This window comes from Collinsella sp. LCP21S3_A9, assembly GCF_052118785.1.
Lineage (GTDB): Bacteria > Actinomycetota > Coriobacteriia > Coriobacteriales > Coriobacteriaceae > Collinsella.
In genome coordinates this window covers 154,128-171,042 of record NZ_JBQKGN010000001.1, presented here as the reverse complement: position 1 = coordinate 171,042, position 16,915 = coordinate 154,128, and the positions used below count along the sequence as shown (strand labels likewise).

The 16,915-nt window shown below is 61.2% G+C and carries 14 protein-coding genes; 4 read left to right on the top strand and 10 right to left on the bottom strand.

All coding sequences use genetic code 11. From position 1 onward, the window contains the following. Positions 1-13: 13 nt before the first annotated feature. Positions 14-550, top strand: coding sequence for a PTS sugar transporter subunit IIA (locus ACTQ05_RS00720; protein WP_427719835.1), 537 nt, complete (start codon positions 14-16; stop codon positions 548-550). 233 nt (positions 551-783) lie between these two features. After that, on the top strand, positions 784-1,341 hold the full coding sequence (locus tag ACTQ05_RS00715) for a hypothetical protein (protein WP_441537712.1): 558 nt from the start codon (positions 784-786) through the stop codon (positions 1,339-1,341). A 147-nt stretch (positions 1,342-1,488) separates the two neighbouring features. Here ACTQ05_RS00715 and ACTQ05_RS00710 read toward each other — a convergent pair whose 3' ends face one another. The 8 genes from ACTQ05_RS00710 to trxA all read right to left on the bottom strand — a co-directional run bounded on the left by ACTQ05_RS00710 (position 1,489) and on the right by trxA (position 8,980). Then, entirely contained in the window at positions 1,489-2,157 is a 669-nt protein-coding gene (locus ACTQ05_RS00710) for an HAD family hydrolase (protein WP_441537711.1), read from the bottom strand. Positions 2,158-2,281: 124 nt separating this feature from the next. Next, positions 2,282-3,316: a hydrogenase expression/formation protein HypE gene (gene hypE / locus ACTQ05_RS00705; protein WP_441041778.1), complete on the bottom strand. Its 1,035-nt coding sequence runs from the start codon at positions 3,314-3,316 to the stop codon at positions 2,282-2,284. Positions 3,317-3,397: 81 nt separating this feature from the next. Then, complete coding sequence (gene hypD, locus ACTQ05_RS00700; protein ID WP_441537710.1) at positions 3,398-4,513, bottom strand: hydrogenase formation protein HypD; 1,116 nt, start codon at positions 4,511-4,513, stop codon at positions 3,398-3,400. Continuing rightward, entirely contained in the window at positions 4,513-4,773 is a 261-nt protein-coding gene (locus ACTQ05_RS00695; protein ID WP_441537709.1) for a HypC/HybG/HupF family hydrogenase formation chaperone, read from the bottom strand. The genes hypD and ACTQ05_RS00695 overlap by 1 nt, the downstream gene beginning before the upstream one ends. Positions 4,774-4,907: 134 nt before the next feature. Continuing rightward, positions 4,908-7,565: a carbamoyltransferase HypF gene (hypF, locus tag ACTQ05_RS00690; protein ID WP_441537708.1), complete on the bottom strand. Its 2,658-nt coding sequence runs from the start codon at positions 7,563-7,565 to the stop codon at positions 4,908-4,910. Positions 7,566-7,682: 117 nt separating this feature from the next. Next, a complete protein-coding gene (gene nikR / locus ACTQ05_RS00685; RefSeq protein WP_441537707.1) occupies positions 7,683-8,189 on the bottom strand; it encodes a nickel-responsive transcriptional regulator NikR in 507 nt (168 codons plus the stop codon). A gap of 1 nt (position 8,190) precedes the next feature. Continuing rightward, a complete protein-coding gene (locus tag ACTQ05_RS00680) occupies positions 8,191-8,439 on the bottom strand; it encodes a hypothetical protein (RefSeq protein WP_006235225.1) in 249 nt (82 codons plus the stop codon). Between the two features lie 220 nt (positions 8,440-8,659). Further along, positions 8,660-8,980, bottom strand: a complete 321-nt coding sequence (gene trxA, locus ACTQ05_RS00675; RefSeq protein ID WP_427719294.1) for a thioredoxin — start codon at positions 8,978-8,980, stop codon at positions 8,660-8,662. 136 nt (positions 8,981-9,116) lie between these two features. Between trxA and ACTQ05_RS00670 the strand changes: the two genes are divergently transcribed. Then, positions 9,117-9,692, top strand: a complete 576-nt coding sequence (locus ACTQ05_RS00670; RefSeq protein WP_441041769.1) for a hypothetical protein — start codon at positions 9,117-9,119, stop codon at positions 9,690-9,692. 60 nt (positions 9,693-9,752) lie between these two features. Here ACTQ05_RS00670 and ACTQ05_RS00665 read toward each other — a convergent pair whose 3' ends face one another. Continuing rightward, the gene (locus ACTQ05_RS00665) at positions 9,753-11,030 is read right to left on the bottom strand and encodes a sensor histidine kinase (protein WP_441537706.1); all 1,278 of its coding nucleotides are present in this window, start codon (positions 11,028-11,030) and stop codon (positions 9,753-9,755) included. Beyond that, the gene (locus ACTQ05_RS00660; RefSeq protein ID WP_427727330.1) at positions 11,030-11,752 is read right to left on the bottom strand and encodes a LytR/AlgR family response regulator transcription factor; all 723 of its coding nucleotides are present in this window, start codon (positions 11,750-11,752) and stop codon (positions 11,030-11,032) included. Before ACTQ05_RS00660 ends, ACTQ05_RS00665 begins: the two co-directional genes overlap by 1 nt. A gap of 242 nt (positions 11,753-11,994) precedes the next feature. On the opposite strand from ACTQ05_RS00660, the gene ACTQ05_RS00655 reads away from it, so the two are divergent. Beyond that, positions 11,995-16,797, top strand: coding sequence for an MBG domain-containing protein (locus ACTQ05_RS00655; RefSeq protein ID WP_441537705.1), 4,803 nt, complete (start codon positions 11,995-11,997; stop codon positions 16,795-16,797). Positions 16,798-16,915: the final 118 nt, after the last annotated feature.

Sequence of the window (16,915 nt, the reverse complement as noted above, 5' to 3'; positions counted from 1 at the left end):
GAGGAGAAAACGTATGGGTCTGTTTGATATGTTCAAGAAGAAGGCTGAGCCCGTGGCTGCCGCTGCTCCGGCCTCCATTTCTGCTTCTGCCGGCGCCGACGTGTTGTGTTCGCCCGTCAAGGGCAAGGTCATCAAGATGGCCGACGTGCCCGATCCCGTCTTTGCTGGCGAGGTTTTGGGCAAGGGCTGCGCCGTGTGGCCCGAGGACGACCTGGTCTACGCTCCCTGCGACGGCAAGGTGACCGTCACCATGGGTCACGCCGTGGGCCTGCAGTCCGATAGCGGCATCGAGGTTCTGGTGCACGTTGGCGTCGATACCGTCAACATGAATGGCGACGGCTTCGAGGGCTTCGTCAAGGCCGACGACGTCGTGAAGGCCGGCCAGCCCTTGCTCAAGATCGACCGCGCCAAGATCGCTGCCGCCGGTTACAAGGACTGCGTCGTCGTGGCCGTGTCCAACACCGCCGAGTTTGCCGATGTCGAGCTCGCCGTCGAGGCCGAGTCTGCCGTCGCCGCCGGTGACGCCATCGTTAAGGTCGTCCGCAAGTAGTCTGCGGCATCCAGAAGATGCACAAGGGTGGTCGGGTTATCCGGCCACCCTTTTTTAATAGGCCGAGTAGGCGCATTTTATTGCAGGGGGCTTGCTTTATGGGCCATTCACTCGTCAAATTGAGCCGCCCACGCTTTTGCGACGTAGGGGGTTGGACGGAGCCGCTAATATGGACCTACTGTTACGACGTGCGCTGCGCGGGAAACGCAGCGCCGCTTGTTTGGAGGAATGTCATGAAAAAGAAGCTGCTGCTTGCGCCCCTGATGGCTGCCCTGGTCGCGTGCGTGGTTTTGCTTTCCGGCTGCGGAGGGCCTTCGGTGGAGGAGCTCATCACCAACGACCTTACGAGTCAGTTTGACGAGATCAAGAACGGCGGCGATGATTTCCTCTCCGGCCTGGAAGAGGCTTCGGGCGATGAGTTTGAGCAGCTGGGCATCGATCCCGAGGAGTATGCCAAGAGCTATCTCGAGGGTTTTGATTACAAGATCGGTGATGTGACGGTCGATGAGGACAAGGGCACCGCGACCGCCGAGGTCACCATCACCTGCAAGTCCATGAACAAGATCGTCGAAGATTTCGCCACCCAGTATCAGGAGAAGATCGCCGCACTCGATACGATGCCTTCCGAGGACGAGCTGTACAAGATGGCCGGCCAGGTGATGGTCGACGTGACCAAGGCCGCTAAGACCAAGGACACCAAGGTCACCTTTAAGTATTCCGCCAACGAGGATAACGAGTGGTCTGCCGACGATTCCGCAACCACCGAGATGATGAATGCGATGATGAACTAGTTCGTTGCGGCGTTTTACCAAACGCCGCAACTGCTCGACGCTGCGTGGGCACCAGAGCGACAACTTGTCATTCAAAGAGGACGGCATGACCAGAAGGTCTATGCCGTCCTCTTTTCATGCCAATTTGTTCGCTCTGGTGCCCGCTCGCTACTCGCCCAGCACCAGCGCCGCGAGCTCTGCCTGGCTGTCCACCACGTAGTCGGCGCCGGCGGCTTCCAGCTCTGCGCGGCCGCGGAAGCCCCAGCTGACGCCTGCGCTCTTAAGACCGGCGTTGTGGCCGGTCAGGATATCGACATTGGAATCGCCTACGTAGAGCGTGGTCGCCGGGTAGGCGCCCAACTCTTCCATCACATGCAGCGTGACGGGTGCTTCGGGCTTGGGCGGAAACGCATCGACACGGCCCTGTACCAGCGCAAAGCGCTCGGAACCAAAATACTTCTCGATAAGCGGGGCCGCCGAGACGTGGTCCTTGTTAGTGAGCACGGCAAGCTGCACACCCGCGGCACGCAAGCGGTCGAGCATCTCGGTCGTGCCGGCATAGGGGGCGGTGTGGTCCTCCTTGTGCTCGCCGTAATAAGCCCTAAACTCGGCAAGCGTCTGCTCAAACATACGGCCGTCGCCCGCGTACTCGGCGGGCATAAAGCGCTCAACCAGCTTGAGCATGCCGTTTCCCACCTTGTAGCGGTACTCGTCAACGGCAAATGTGGGCCAGCCGTGCGCCTCGCAGGTATGGTTGCCGGCGGCTGCCAGGTCCTCGAGCGTGTTGAGGATGGTGCCGTCCAGATCAAAGATCACATGGGAAAAAGCTGCTGCCATGAAAGCTCCCGTCATTGGGCTTCAAAACGCACCCCATAATACTGGGCTTACGCGTTGGGTGTGCTTGGAATCTGAACATCTCCAGGGATATCAGGTGACATCACGCCGACCGTGCGATTCCGCCCTAGCAAATCCTTGGCAGCTGCTCTCCCACGAGCATGTCGAGGATGCGGGTCGAGCCCCAGCCGGTGCGAACGCGCACGGCGGGACGGGCGTCCGATCCAAGCGGCAGCACGCGACCGATGATGGCGGCATTCTCGCCGTAGCGGGCGGCGCGCATGGCGCTCAGCGCGGCATCGGCTTGCTCGGCCGGCACCACGGCAACCATCTTGCCCTCGTTTGCCACCTGCAGCACATCGTAGCCGAGCATCTCACATGCGGCCTGCACGTCGGGGCGCACGGGCACGGCATCCTCGTCGATCTCCATGGCAACACCGCTGGCCTGGGCAAACTCGTTGAGTGTGGATGCCAGGCCGCCGCGCGTGGGGTCGCGGAAACAGCGCGTGCCGGGCGCTGCGGCCAAAACGTCGGCAATCAGGTGGTTGAGCGGCGCGGCATCGCTTTCGATCGTGCTCGAAAATGCCAGGCCCTCGCGTTGGCTCATGATGGCGATCCCGTGGTCGCCGAGTGTGCCTGACACCAGGATAACGTCGCCGGGGCGGCAGTTGGCGCCGCTGAGCGCCACGCCCGTGGGAACCTCGCCCACGCCGGCGGTATTGATGTAGACGCCGTCGGCCCCGCCGCGCTCGACCACCTTGGTGTCGCCCGTGATTATGGACACGCCCGCCTCGCGCGCCGTCTCGGCCATCGTCTGCACAATCTGGCGGAGCTTATCCATGGGATAGCCCTCTTCGAGGATAAAACCGCACGATAGGTAGCGCACGTTGGCGCCCGAGGTCGCGACATCGTTGACGGTTCCGCACACGGCGAGACGGCCGATGTTGCCACCGGGGAAGAACTGCGGCGAGACTACAAAGCTGTCGGTCGACATGGCGATGCGCCCGCTCGCGGGCAGCGCGGCGACGCCGGCGTCGTTGCCTTCGAGCAACTCGGGCGTCCCAAAGGCATCCAAAAAGACCTCATCGATGATGCGTTTCATCATCTGACCGCCGGAGCCATGGCCCAAAAGGACGTTGCTATCGGTGATGCTATGGGACATATCCAAAACTCCAATCGTGGGTGGAATTATATGGGTGAGGCGCAGCGTCGACCAGTCCGCCGCTCGTTAGAACGGCGGAACCTAATAGTCGCGGTAGCGGTAGTACGCCGCGCAGCTGCCTTCGGAGCTCACCATGCACGGGCCGATGGGGTGCTCGGGCGTGCAAGTGCGGCCAAAGAGCGGGCAGCCGCTCGGCGTAATGGCCCCGCGCAGCACGTCGCCGCAGCGGCACCCACGCGGCTCGACCGTCGCCTCAACGGGCACGTCAAAGCGAGCATGGGCATCAAAGCGCGAGAACTCAGGGCGGATGGAAAGGCCCGAGTTGGCAATTGGCCCCAGCCCGCGCCATGTGGTGTCGCATGGCTCAAACACTTGCTCGACCAGCTGTCGCGCCACGGGGTTGCCGTCTGCGTTGACGCCACGGCGGTAGGCGTTGTCGATCGCGGGCCTGCCCTCGACAGCCATCTGGACCAGCATGCAGATGCCTTGCAGGATATCGACCGGTTCAAATCCCGTGACCACGCCCGGGGTATCGAACTCGTCGACCAAAAAGCTAAAGGGCGCCAAGCCCGTGATGGTGGCGACGTGGCCCGGCAGGATAAAGCCGTCGATGGCGGTCTCGGGATCGTTGGCGATGGCGCGCAACGCCGGCGGCGTGGTCTTGTGGGCGCAATAGACCGAAAAGTTCAAAAGCCCGCGCGCCTCGGCCTCCAAGATGGCAGCGGCGATGGTGGGCGTCGTAGTCTCAAAGCCCACGCCCAAAAAAATGACCGGACGATCGGGGTTTTGCTCGGCAATGTCGAGCGCATCGAGCGGGGAGTAGACGATGCGGATATCGCGCCCTGCCGCCTTTTGCGCAGCGAGCGAGGTGGACGATCCGGGCACGCGTATCATGTCGCCAAAGGTGGTGATGATGGCGCCGTCTATGTTGGCGAGCGCGATCGCGTGGTCGATGTCACGGTTGGCGGTAACGCAGACGGGGCAGCCCGGGCCGCTCAGCAGCTTGAGCCCGGCCGGCATAATGGAGCGAAAGCCATAGCGGCCGATGCTCACGGTGTGTGTGCCGCAGACTTCCATAAGGTTGATGGTACGGTCGCCGACAAGACCGCGAATGCGTTCGATGAGCTCGCGAGCCAGCTTGGGGTCGCGAAATGCCGAAAAGTCGATACCGGAGCGAGCCGGCTGTCCGGCCGCCACTAGTATGCCTCGGCCGGGTTGCTGGCCAGTTGGTCTTCTTCGGTCAGTTCGGTCATGGCATTAACGAGCTCGAGTGTTTCTTGCGCTTCCTGCTCGTCGACGATCTGGATGCCAAAGCCGGCGTGTACGAGAATATAGTCGCCAACCTGCGCCGTTGGCACGAGTCGCAGCGACACGGGGCGCTCGATGCCCATCATATCGACGGTGGCCTTGAGGTCGTCGTCGCGTTTGACTACTTTGCCGGGAACGGCAAGGCACATATTGTTCCCCTTTTAGACGTTTTGCGCTGGATAGGCGCTCAATAATCCATCAGTTGATGGTAGCGCTCGCGGGGTTCGCGGGCAAACGCGTTACGCCTGTGAGACGGCTGGGCACAGCGGTGTGCGAGAGCGAGCTACTGCGATGCGATCTGCGCAAGACGAGCGCTTGCGACCGCCGCCTGACCGTAGGCGATGCAGCCGTCATTGACGGGCACGGTATGGGGGATAAGGACAGTAAGACCTGCGCTTTTGAGCTCGCGGGTGAGGAGCTGGAGCAGAAGTCGGTTCATGAACACACCGCCCGAGAGCGCAACGGTATCGAGGCCTTCACGGGTGCAGATCTCGCTGGCGATGCGTGCCGAGGAGCGCGCGACGGCGACATGGAAGTCGAGTGCGAGCCTGTCGGCGGGCACACTGGCTCTGGTTCCCTCCAAAAGCGCCGCAAAAAGTGAGCTGGGGCTCAGGACGAGAGACCTGCTCGAGGTAGTTTGGACAGTTGGTTCAGATTTGTACTTTTTAGAGTGGTAATGGGTGGTATAGATCGTCTGCGAGGGCCCCGAATGGGTTGATTTGGGGTATCCGGCGGGCGTATTAACCGCAAATGAGGTGCCTGGAGAGCCCTCTTCGGGGTAATCTGAGCCAAAACCGTTGGTTAGAGGGTCTGTTTTTAATACAAATCTGAACAAACTGTCCAGTCGCAATGGGTCAGATGCGGAACAGCCGTCTTTATCGCCGGGAACATGGGTAATTTTGCTGCCGAGCGCGCGCCAGGCGGCGGCTTCGAGTTCGATGGCGGGCTCGCCTTCGTAGGTTGCCTGCCCGCAAATGCCCAAAACTGCAGCGGCGGCGTCAAAGAGACGCCCCATACTGCTCGTGCGTGGGCTGTTGATGTTCCGCTCGATCATCGTTGCCGTCACGCTGCGTGTTTGCTCGTCTAGGCCGTCCAAGAGCCGCTCGGCCCCCGGATGTTCAAGCAGGCCGAGCTCACTGAGCAGGGCAAAGGCGTTGCGGCGGGCGTCGCGCACGGAGGCCGCCCCGCCGGGGAGCGTCCAGGTGCGCAAATGCGCGGCGCGCTCAAAGCCGCCAAGGCTGGCAACAAGAAACTCGCCGCCCCAAATGGTCCCATCGGTGCCGGCGCCGGTGCCGTCAAAGGCGATGCCAAGGACGCGCGCGTCGGTTGTAAGCTGGCCCGCGGCGATAGCCTCGGCCATTACGCTCGCGATGTGCGCATGATGGTGCTGCACCTCGACGAGCGGCAGATTGCATTTTCGCGCCTGCTCGCGCGCCCACTGGCTCGATAGATAGCTGGGGTGTAGATCGCAGGCCAAGGCGGCGGGCGCCAAGTCAAAGAGATCTTCCAAGCGCGTGCGCGCGGCGTTCCAGGCATCGAAGGTCCCGCCGTTTTCAACAACGCCGATATACTGCGATACAAAACAGGTTGCCTCACCGTTCGTCCCTTCACGCGTGAGCGCAATCGTGGCCTTTTGTTGTGGCCCGCAGGCGAGCACGCAGGACGGAGCGCCGTCGAGCGCCGGCAACGGCAGCGGCTGGGGTGCATATCCGCGAGCGCGGCGAACGGGCATGGCGACCCCACCGACCACGCGCACCACGGAATCATCGTAGCGCGAGAGAATCGCACGGTCGTTGCCAAGTAGCGCGTCAGCGATGCCGGCGGCAACAAGGTGCTCCCATGCAAGGGTATCATCGGTCTCGATGGGTTCTTCGCTCAGGTTTCCGCTGGTCATGACGAGTGCGTGCATACCGCGGGCGTCTGCCGCGGCAAGCAACAGATGCTGAAGCGGGGTGTAGGGGAGCATAACGCCGAGCTCGGGTAGATCGTGCGCGACGGACGGTGCGAGCGCGTTGGGGGAGCCGCCGCTCTCGCAAACGGCACGTCGGCGCAGCAGCACGATGGGGCGAATGCTGCCGGCCAGCAGGCCGCGCTCAACGTCGTTGACATGGCACAGGCGCTCAACATCTGCAAGGTTGCGCACCATAACGGCAAGCGGTTTGTTGCTGCGGCGCTTGCGACGGCGCAGCTCGGCTACCGTCTTCTCGTTGGAGGCGTCGCATACCAAGTGAAATCCGCCCAGACCCTTGATGGCGACGATACCGCCGTTGGCCAGCAGCTCAACACAGCGGTCGATAATGGCGTCGCTGGCTTCGCGCGTGGTGCCGACGGTCAGCGACGCGGCGGCTTCGCCGGCCTCGCGCCACGTAATGTGCGGCCCGCAATCAAAGCAGGCATCGGGCTGCGCGTGAAACCGCCGGTCAAGCGGGTCGCCATACTCTGCGGCACAGGTGGGGCACATGGGAAAGCAATCCATCGAGGTGGCCGCTCGGTCATAGGGCAGCGACCGGATGATGGTAAAGCGCGGTCCGCAGTTGGTGCAGTTGATAAAGGGATAGTGAAAGCGTCGGTCGGCGGGGTCGAACAGCTCGTGCAGGCAGTCGTCGCACGTGGCGATGTCGGGCGAGACGAGCGTCGTGTGGGCGGTTTGATCCTGCGATGCCACAATGCGAAAGCCCCGCTCGTTGGCGGCGTCCCAGTCGCCGGGCGCTAGGTCCATAACCTCGACATGCTCCACACGAGCCGCCGCAGGCGCATGCTCGGAAAGCGCGGCGACAAATTCGTCGAGCGCCTCGCTTAGGGCGTGCGCCTCGATATGCACGCCATCGCCCGCGTTAAGCACCCATCCGCAAATGCCATGCGCCATGGCCTCGCGATACACAAATGGCCGCATGCCAACGCCCTGCACAATGCCCGTTACATGGATATGCGCATGTCGCATGCGACCCTCCTTCATCGAGACCTGCCAAAAAGGGACAGGTTTATTTTGGTAGGTAAAACGTTAAACCTGCCAAAACAAACCTGTCCCTTTTTGGCAGGTGCGCTGCGGGAAATCCCGCTACAGCCCCAGGCTCTGCTCGGTGGCGGCACAGGTGAGCTCGCCGTGCTTAACGCCGCGCAGGCCCAGCAGGCGGTCAGCCAGCTCGTAGACACGTTCGCCGTGACCCTTGAGCGCCAGAATCTCCAAGCAGTTGTGGTGGTCCAGATGCACGTGCATGGTCGAGACAATCTCGTCGGTGTAGTCGTGCTGCACCTCGTCCAGACGGCGCGTCAGGTCGCCGGTATGGTGGTCATAGATCATGGTGAGCGACCCGATGACCTGCTCGTCGGGCGTTCGCATCTGCTCCTTGGCAATGGAGGCGCGTATCAGGTCGCGCACGGCCTCGGAGCGGTTGGCAACGTCGCCGCGGCGCGCGATTTGCTCGTCAAAGCGGCGCAACAGGTCGTCGGGAGCGGTGACCGAAAAACGGACCAGCTCGGAGGCGGAGCCGCTGCAACGGCAGCCCACGTCGCCGGTCGGCCCGTGCGGATGCTCGTGCTCGCAGGCGTGCTCGTGCTCGGCCACGCTACACCAGCTTTACGGAGCCAACGGAGTTATGGTCGGCCTCGATGGCCTCCTCGTAGCCCTCGAGTGCGTCGTGCGCCTCGTGGAGCGCCGCCATGGCGGCCTCGAGCTTGGCGCCAATGCGCTCCATGTCAAAGTTCTCGGTCGCATGCAGCAGCTGATGGCTCCACTCGTGGGCGAGCTCAATGGTGTCGTCGACCTGTTTGACGCTCATGGCAAGCTGGCTCATGTTCATTCCGACGTCATGCATGGGAAATCTCCTTTTGTACGGGTCTAATCATTGGTTCAGATTCTACTACGCCCGCTTTGCGCATCGCCGCATAAGAAAACGGGTGCGAGTCCGTCTGACCCGCACCCGTTCACTGGGGGCTGTTTGTGATTACCATACTATCCGTGGTCGCGGGCGCAACACCCGGCTCTCCGGCGAGCGGCACAAAACCGCTCATGGACGGCAACACATGACCGGCGTATTACAGGTGCTTCTCAAGCAGCGCCTGCAGCCTGGCCTTGGGCAGCGCACCGACGGAGCGGTCGATTTCCTCGCCGTTCTTAAAGACAATCAGCGTGGGGATGCTCATAACGCCAAACTTCATGGCCAGGTCCTGATTGTCGTCGACGTTGCATTTGGCGACGGTAATCTTGCCGGCCAGCTCGTCGGCCACTTCGTCAACGATAGGCGAGAGCGAACGACAGGGACCGCACCACGGTGCCCAAAAATCAACAAGCACGGGAAGGCTGCCGTTAACGACGGAATCGAAATTCTCGGGGGTAATCTGCTTAATGTCAGCCATAGTGACCTCCATAGTGCGACGCGGCTCGGCCGCGTAAAACTCAGTACGACCGTGCTTATACCCAACGGCCCGCAATGCAACCACTCGCGGGCGGCTCTTTTATATAATGGTGGGCATGCAAACGATTGGAGAGCGCATGCCCACGTCACAAAGCCAGAAAAAAGAAGCCATCGCCCAGGCGGCCGAGCAGGAGCTCGCATCGCTCGCGGGTCGCGGCGTGCGTATCGCGGGTAACGCATGCTCGCCGATTGTGCTGGTAAAAGGTGATTTAGACGATGCCGAGCGTGCGGGTGGCGAGCTGGCTGCCGGTCCAGACGGCGCCGCGTTGCGTAAGGCGCTCGGCGCCATCGGTTACGCGCCCGAGGATTTCTGCGTGCTGGCAAGTGTTGCCGGCGCGGGCGACGGAGCGGTTGCGATAGGCGAGGACCTGCCGTGCGAGCTGTTCCGCGAGGCGCTCGAGGCCTTGGACCCCGAGGCGGTCCTGCTGTTGGATGATCGCGCGGCCGATACCATGCGCGAGACCTACGCAGACATGCTCGTGGCGATCGACGACTTTGATACCGCCATGCTCAAGCCCGGCTTGGTCGCCCACGTGCAGGGTCGTCGTGTACTCGCGCTCGACGGCTTTGAGGCCGCGCTGACCGACAAGGCCGCCAAGCAGCGCATGTGGGCCTACATCAAGCAGCTGACCCCGGCCGCCGCGCCGCTGTAGCGGACTGGCGCCGGCAAGGCGGTCCTGATGGGTCGAGCGCGGCGCCGACTTGTCGCGCCCTTACATCACTGCGCGAAACTCAAACCGATCGCCGTGAATGCGAAACTGGCAGTTGCCGTTCATGCGCTCGACGGCAAGCTTAATGCTCCTGGTTCCAAAGCCGTGTCCGGTGTGCTCGGCCACGGGCATGCCGTCGACCATGCGCGGCGGGCGCCCAAACGTGTTGGAGACCAAAAGTAGCAGTTGTCCGTCCTCGCAACGCAGGTCCAGATCGACAAATCGCTTGCCCTGGGGAGCGGCGCTTGCGGCGACGATGGCGTTGTCCAGGGCGTTTGAGAGTACGCTAAACAGATCGACGTCGGCTACATGGACGCTCTCGGGCACGGCGGCGCGCAAATCGGCGCTGATGCCGTTTCGGTTGATATCGGAGCTAAATGACGAAAGCACGATATTGACCGTGTCGTTGGCGCAGTAGCGGCGCACAGCGGTGCGGTCGTTTGTCTCGCAGAGCTCGTCGATGCGCTCGAGCGCCTCGTCGATGCGGCCCTCCTCGATCAAAGCCGCAAGGCCGCGCAGGAAGTGCCGCATGTCGTGGCGGAGAACCGAAAGCTCACGTCCAGATTGGCGCCAGGCCTCGAGCTCCTTGATGGCTGCGCTGTCGCGGGTCGCGAGCATCCAGCGCTCGCGCTCGGCGATTTCCTTTGCCTCGTATTCGCGCAGATACACAGTAAGAAACATGAGGTAGAACGCGCAAAGCGCAAACGCCAAAAACTCAACCGTCACCACGGAGCCCGAGTGGAAGAGCGTGGTGTAGACGTTGGTGGCGTAGTCAAAGATGTAATAGACGAGCGGCAGGATGAGCAGAATCTCGAGCTCGGTGGGGGTTTTAACCGCCAGGCGCGGACCGATGTCGCTGGCCCAATGCAGCAGGATTGCAAAGACGACGGCCGTGGTGATAATGCGTGCCGCGTAGTACGCGATTTGCGAGTCGGTGGCGGCGAGCGCGGCGATGCCCATCCAGTTGCTGAACTGGCAGCTCAGATAAGCACTGGTGACGCCCAGCATAACGAGCAGCGGGCTCAGGCGATAGCGCGCGCACAGGTAGATGACGAGCGGCAGATGCACGACGAGCGGATATACCTGACGGGCGAAAAGCTCGCCGCCGACGGTATTGGCGAGGCCGAATGCGCATCCGGTTACGGCGCCGACCATCACCAGCTCAAGCGCATGACGCCGGTTGATCTCGATGCCGCAGAGCGCCGCCGAGGCAAAAACGCCAAAAAGCAGGGTCGTTGCGTGGTGGATTGCCCAAAGTACCATCTCGGCCGCGGGGAGCATTAGCGCCTCCCGCTCTCGAACCGTGCCGCAAAGTAGGCATCCTGGAAACCCTGCTTGCAACTGCGCGCCAGCGGGATGCAAGCGCCCGAGCGCATGACGATATCCGTACGGTTAAAGTGATCGATATTGCGCAGGTTGACCTGGTAGCTACGGTGACATTTAAAGAAGTTCGCGTTTTTGGCCAGCTGGTCCTCGATGTTGCGGAACGGCTCGAGCGCTTCGATGTCGCGCCCGTCGCGCAGGTGGAATACCACGTGCTTGTTACGGGCCTCGGCGTATTCGATATCGGACAGGCGCAGAGCATGGTATCCAAAGGACGTTTTGGTCACGAGCTCATCGGTCGCGTCAGGTCGCATGCTCGAAAGCTCGTCGAGCAGTTGCGCCAGGCGTTCGTACGTTACGGGCTTGAGTAGGTAGTCGAAGGCGCGGACCTCATAGGACTCCAGCGCGAACTCGGGCGATGAGGTGAGGAACACCAGACGCACGGCTGTATCGGATTGGCGCAACTCCCGCGCGGTGTCCATGCCGTTGACGAGCGGCATAATCATGTCGAGCAGAATGATGTCGGCGCGCGATGCGGCATGGCGGGCCAGCAGGTCCTCGCCGCGCGTGACGAGTGCAACGTCGACCGCCGTGCCCGTCTCGGTCGACCAGCGGTCGATCATCCGGTGCAGTCTATCTAGAAAAGCGACGTCGTCGTCGCAGGCGATGATCTTGAGCATTCGGGCCCCCTTAGTAGTTCGATTTTGCCACATTGGGTGCGCGCCGCCCGCGGAGGAACACCCCGTTTGCGCCCCACGGTGCGCAACTCGCGCTGAGCGGCAGGGCGTCAGTTTTGACGGCCGCACAATACTCCATGGATACACATGTCAATCGATGCCGGCGGTCGGACGGGGAGTCAGGCCGCCCGCCGGCGCCAAGCGATAGCGAACATTGCGAAAGCATAGGGGTAAGGGGAGCCGTGATGAGGGAGAAGAAGATGGGGATGCGCAGACTTGCTGCTTGCGTGCTGGCTGCAGCGCTGGCGCTTGGGGGCGTGGCGACGACGCTCGCCACGCCTACGGTAGCCGAGGCGTATCCGTCCGCCGCGATCAAACCGAAACACCTGAAAAGCGAGCTTTCGTATGGCGAAAGTGATGTAATCCAACTTTCCGGCGGCAAAGACTATCGGTTTGCCGGCACGGTTGATATCGACCACTATGAGGTCGAGGGTGGCACCAAGGAGAACCCGACCCGCCTATATTTCACTGACAGCTCGTCTCTGGGCGGTCCGCTGACCGTCGAGCGTGACCTTACATATTCGCAACACCCGCTCTTTGTGCTCAAGGGCGGTTATGTCGAGTTTATCGGTGATTCGGGTGTCCCGACCGAGGTACGCTGCGATGGAAAAACGTTTTTGAGCGATAGCAATGATTACGAAGCGCGTGGAGGTGTCGATAAACCGAATACGGGCAAGAGCCTCAACCTTTCCGTGGAAAACCTCAAGCTTGTTTCAAGGACCGAGAACAAAGATACCGATCGGGCAATCACGCTCTATGGAACCATGGGTGCGGGGGAGACGGCCAGCTTCACGAACGTGAGTGTCAGCGGTTGGAAATGCTGCAAGAACAGCGCATTCAAGGTTGACAAGGGTAATGAAATTTACGAAGCCTCGCCGGCGCCTGTAACTATCAGAGGCAGCCAGGTCGCGGTGGATGCAACGTTTGTCAACTGTACGTTTAAGAATAATAGTGATGACTGCGTCGGCGCCTTGAGCGTGGTCGGGCGGTCGAAGACTCCAAAAGTTACGTTGAACGGCTGCACGTTCGAAAACAACAGTCAGGGAATGATTGCGTGCGACGAGATGAAGGTTGAGAGCGGTCATGTGCATGCGGGCAATATTGGCGTCAAAAATGCCATAGTCGCCCTGAATAACTGCAGTATCCGTTCAACAAATAACACGTCATGGAATGGACCCTGCTCTTATATGTTCAATGTGTGGGGTATTCAATATCAGATGCACATGACGAGTGCCATTGCGGTGGCAAAGGATGCGTCGTGCACCATAAACGGTACGGTTATCGACGATTCGTTCGTGTTCCCCTCTGATAGATTCAACGGTCGCGACATAAGCGGTCAGGACGAGAAGCGCTGCGCGGTTTACGCCCTTGGTTCTGTGACGCTCGCCGGCAACACGAAGGTCACTACGGCCAAGGCGAAGGGCGTCGATGCGTCCGATGTCGCGTCCGATGTCGGTAGCTACGGTAAGGTTCACGTCGATGAGTCTTTTACGGGCACAGCCGTCCTGTCTATCGACGATACCAAGTTCGATCCCGAGTCCAATAAGCAGTATTACTACTATGAGTATGTGGACCTTGTCACGAGCGATCTTTCGCAGGAGGATCTCGCGAGCAGGCTCAAGCTCGCCAACGAAAACCTTGCATACGACGTTACCGATGGCAAGGTCAAGGTTATCCATCGCAAGCACGAGCACGAGTGGATCTATTCCACCAACAAGGATGGGTACAGCATCGCGGCTACGTGCAACGGACAGTATGAGGCCTCGCACTGTGTCTACTCCGGGGATGGCGAGAAGATCTCGCTGATGTCGTCCAAGAGCGGCGACCTGAGCTTTACCTACAACGGCAAGCCGCGCGATGCCGTGCTTGCTACGACTAAGCCGTCTCAAAAGGACAACGCTGTAGCCCAGGGCAAGGTAACGATTGTGAGCGCACGCTTTTACCGTTTCGTGGATGAGAATGACACCGTGGGCATCGAGATGGAAGGGTCGCAGCCGTGCGATGCGGGTACCTATCGCGTGGTGGCGACGGTTGCCATCGAGGGACAGAGCGATGTTACGCTCGAGCGCGTGTTCAAGATTAACCCCGCCTCGCTTGCGGAGAAGGACTCCAGCCGCAAGGATCTTTGCAAGGTCGAAATCATTGGCTACGACAAGTTGAAGGATAACGTCAGGTTCAGCAACGGTGACGTGCTCAACGACGTTCCGTCTTATGAGTGGACGGGTGAGGAGATAACGCCTCGCATTAAGGTGACGTATAAGCTTGGCGACGAATGGATTGAGCTTAAAGAGGGCGTCGATTTCGAACGCCTCGCTTGGGGCGAATCGGTTTCGGAGAAAGATCCAGGTGCGTACCGGAGCCAGCTCTGGGGCCTGGGAAACTTCTCATCCTACGAGTCAATTTACTCCTGCAAGTTTTTCTACTGGAGCATCTACGGCACCCAGTTCGAGAATGTTCAGGCCAAGGGCTTTGACGGCACCTATGATGGCAAGGCTCACTCGCCGTCGGTGACGGTCGACAACGCCCCCGAGGGCATGAAGATCGAATATAGCGTCGATGGTGGCTCGCTGTACGAAGACCAAATCCCCTCCTATACCAATGTCACGCGCGATATCTATTACAACGTGTGTGCCGAGACAATTAAGTACCGTATTACCGCACCCGACTACGTGCCGGTGGAGGGCGAGCTCGAGATAAAAATCACCCCCGCCGAACAGGCTGCTCCCAAGGACGTTAAGACGACGGCCGCGACCGGACATGCCTTGGCGGATGGCAGCATCGACGGGATTGATAACACCTACGAGTGGAAAGCCGAGGCCGCCGGCGACTATCAGTGGATTGCCGAAGGCGAGACGTCGGTTAAGGGCCTCGCCGCTGGCAAATACAGCGTTCGTCTTAAGGCCGACCGTAACCATAACGCCTCTGAGGCCCTGACGGTTGAGGTCAAGGACGGCCCCAAGAAGGCCGACGGTAGCGGTTGGAAGCACGACGACGCCGAGCACTGGAACACCTGCACCTGCGGCAAGGAGGACGTTGACCGCGCCCAGCACGACTTTGAGTGGGTCGTCGACCAGGACGCCACGGCCGATAAGCCCGGTTCCAAGCACGAGCGCTGCAAGACGTGCGGCTACGAGTGCGAGTCTGTCGAGATTCCCGCCTTCGGCATCAAGGGCTACTCCGACGAGTACGACGGTGCGTATCACACGGTTGATGCGACGAGTCTGCCCGAGGGCGCGACGGCCCAGTACAGCACCGACGGCAAGAAATGGTCCCTCGAGGCCCCCAAGATTAAGGACGTCGGCACGCTGACCGTTGCTTACCAGGTGACGATTGACGGTGCGACCGCCGAGGGCGAGGTCACGCTCGAGGTCAAGCCGCGCGCGATTACGGTCACCGCCCAGGCCGCTTCTAAGACCTACGGCGAGGCCGACCCCGTGTTTACGTGGGCGATCACATCCGGCGAACTCGTTGAGGGCGAGAGCCTTCAGGGTATTGAGATTGAGCGCGATGATGACGACAGCGTGCACGACGGTGGCTATGCTCTGCACCTGACGCAGCCTGAGGGCGCCAACTCCAACTACAAGATCACGTTCAAGGACGGCACCTTTACGATCGGTAAGCGCGAGCTTGCCGTAACGTGGGACACCACTACTGGGTTCACCTACGACGGCGAGGAGCACTGCCCCCAGGCGAAGCTCCACAATGTCATCGAAGGTGACGATATCTCCGCGTACGTCGACGGCGCCAAGGTCAAGGCCGGCACCTACACGGCGAAAATCACCGAGCTGACGGGCGACGACGCGGGTAACTACAAGCTTCCCGCCGAAGGCCTGACGTGCGAGTTCTCCATCAAGAAGGCGCCCCAGGGTGCGCCGAAAGTCCAGGCCACGGCCGAGACCGTGAGCGGCAAGCGTGACGGCAAGATCACGGGCGTCGACGCGACGATGGAGTGGCGTGCCAAGGGTGCTGACGAGTATCAGGCGGTGGACGAGGGCGTGACCGAGCTTACGGGTCTTGCCGCCGGCACGTATGAGGTGCGCTACCAGGCCAAGGCCAACTACGACGCTTCTTCCGCCACCGAGGTTACCGTGGCGGCCGGTCCCAAGCTGGTCGTGACGCTGCCGAGCAATCAGGTGGGCTACGCGCTCACCTCGACGGCAACCGAGCTCGATTGGCACGGGACTGCAACACTCACCATGGGCATCGACAGCGCGTACTTTGCGGGCAAGGACTACGCCGTCAAGGTCAACGGCACGTCCGTTAAGCTTTCCGCCAAGGGCACCTATGAGCTCAAGGACGTCGAGGGCGATGTGAATGTGACAGTCGAGGGCGTGCTTAAGCACGAGCCCGACGGCTCCGGCTGGGCACGCGATGCCAAGAACCACTGGCATAACTGCCGCTGCGACGACATCATCGACAAGGCCGCGCATACCTTTAAGTGGGTTGTCGACAAACCGGCGACTACCGAGGCCAAGGGCAAGAAACACCAGGAGTGCACCGTCTGCGGCGATCAGGGCGCAACCGAGGAAATTGCGATTCTGGTACCCGAGATCATCGACGGTAAGGGTCAGACGATGGTGGTTGACGCCGCCAAGGACCTGAGCTTCCGTTCGAGCGCACCGCTCGCGTTCTTCCAGAAGGTACTGGTCGACGATAAGGAGGTCGCGCCCGAGAACTACGTGCTCACCGAGGGCTCTACGATCGTGACGCTTAAGGCGAGCTTCCTGAATACGCTCGGCGTGGGCGAACACAAGCTGAGCGTGGTTTCGACCACGGGCACGGCCGAGACGACCTTTACCGTTGCCGAGGCTGCCAAGCCCGCTCCTGGCCAGACCACCACGACTACGACTTCCAAGCCTAAGAAGAGGGCTAGCAAGGAGGCGTTGCCTGAGTCCGGCGACAGCACTTATGTCATTGCGGGTGCCGTGCTCGCTGCCGGTGTGGCAGTCCTGCTGCTGGCGTGGGCCATCATGAAGCGCCGCGCTTAACCGCGCACCAGCTCCCAGCGGGTCCGGATCGAGCGATCCAGACCCGCTTTTATGCCCACCGCCTCTCGGACTAAGATAAAACGGGCCGCTCGAACCGTGTGGCGGATCCATTTTCGAC

Bases quoted from the DNA above. Each gene is read 5' to 3' on its own strand.
- ACTQ05_RS00715 (WP_441537712.1), top strand. From the start codon at position 784: ATGAAAAAGAAGCTGCTGCTTGCGCCCCTGATGGCTGCCCTGGTCGCG.
- ACTQ05_RS00670 (WP_441041769.1), top strand. From the start codon at position 9,117: ATGCCCACGTCACAAAGCCAGAAAAAAGAAGCCATCGCCCAGGCGGCC.
- ACTQ05_RS00720 (WP_427719835.1), top strand. From the start codon at position 14: ATGGGTCTGTTTGATATGTTCAAGAAGAAGGCTGAGCCCGTGGCTGCC.
- ACTQ05_RS00660 (WP_427727330.1), bottom strand. From the start codon at position 11,752: ATGCTCAAGATCATCGCCTGCGACGACGACGTCGCTTTTCTAGATAGA.
- hypE (WP_441041778.1), bottom strand. From the start codon at position 3,316: ATGTCCCATAGCATCACCGATAGCAACGTCCTTTTGGGCCATGGCTCC.
- ACTQ05_RS00665 (WP_441537706.1), bottom strand. From the start codon at position 11,030: ATGCTCCCCGCGGCCGAGATGGTACTTTGGGCAATCCACCACGCAACG.
- hypF (WP_441537708.1), bottom strand. From the start codon at position 7,565: ATGCGACATGCGCATATCCATGTAACGGGCATTGTGCAGGGCGTTGGC.
- ACTQ05_RS00710 (WP_441537711.1), bottom strand. From the start codon at position 2,157: ATGGCAGCAGCTTTTTCCCATGTGATCTTTGATCTGGACGGCACCATC.
- ACTQ05_RS00655 (WP_441537705.1), top strand. From the start codon at position 11,995: ATGAGGGAGAAGAAGATGGGGATGCGCAGACTTGCTGCTTGCGTGCTG.
- ACTQ05_RS00695 (WP_441537709.1), bottom strand. From the start codon at position 4,773: ATGTGCCTTGCCGTTCCCGGCAAAGTAGTCAAACGCGACGACGACCTC.
- trxA (WP_427719294.1), bottom strand. From the start codon at position 8,980: ATGGCTGACATTAAGCAGATTACCCCCGAGAATTTCGATTCCGTCGTT.
- ACTQ05_RS00680 (WP_006235225.1), bottom strand. From the start codon at position 8,439: ATGCATGACGTCGGAATGAACATGAGCCAGCTTGCCATGAGCGTCAAA.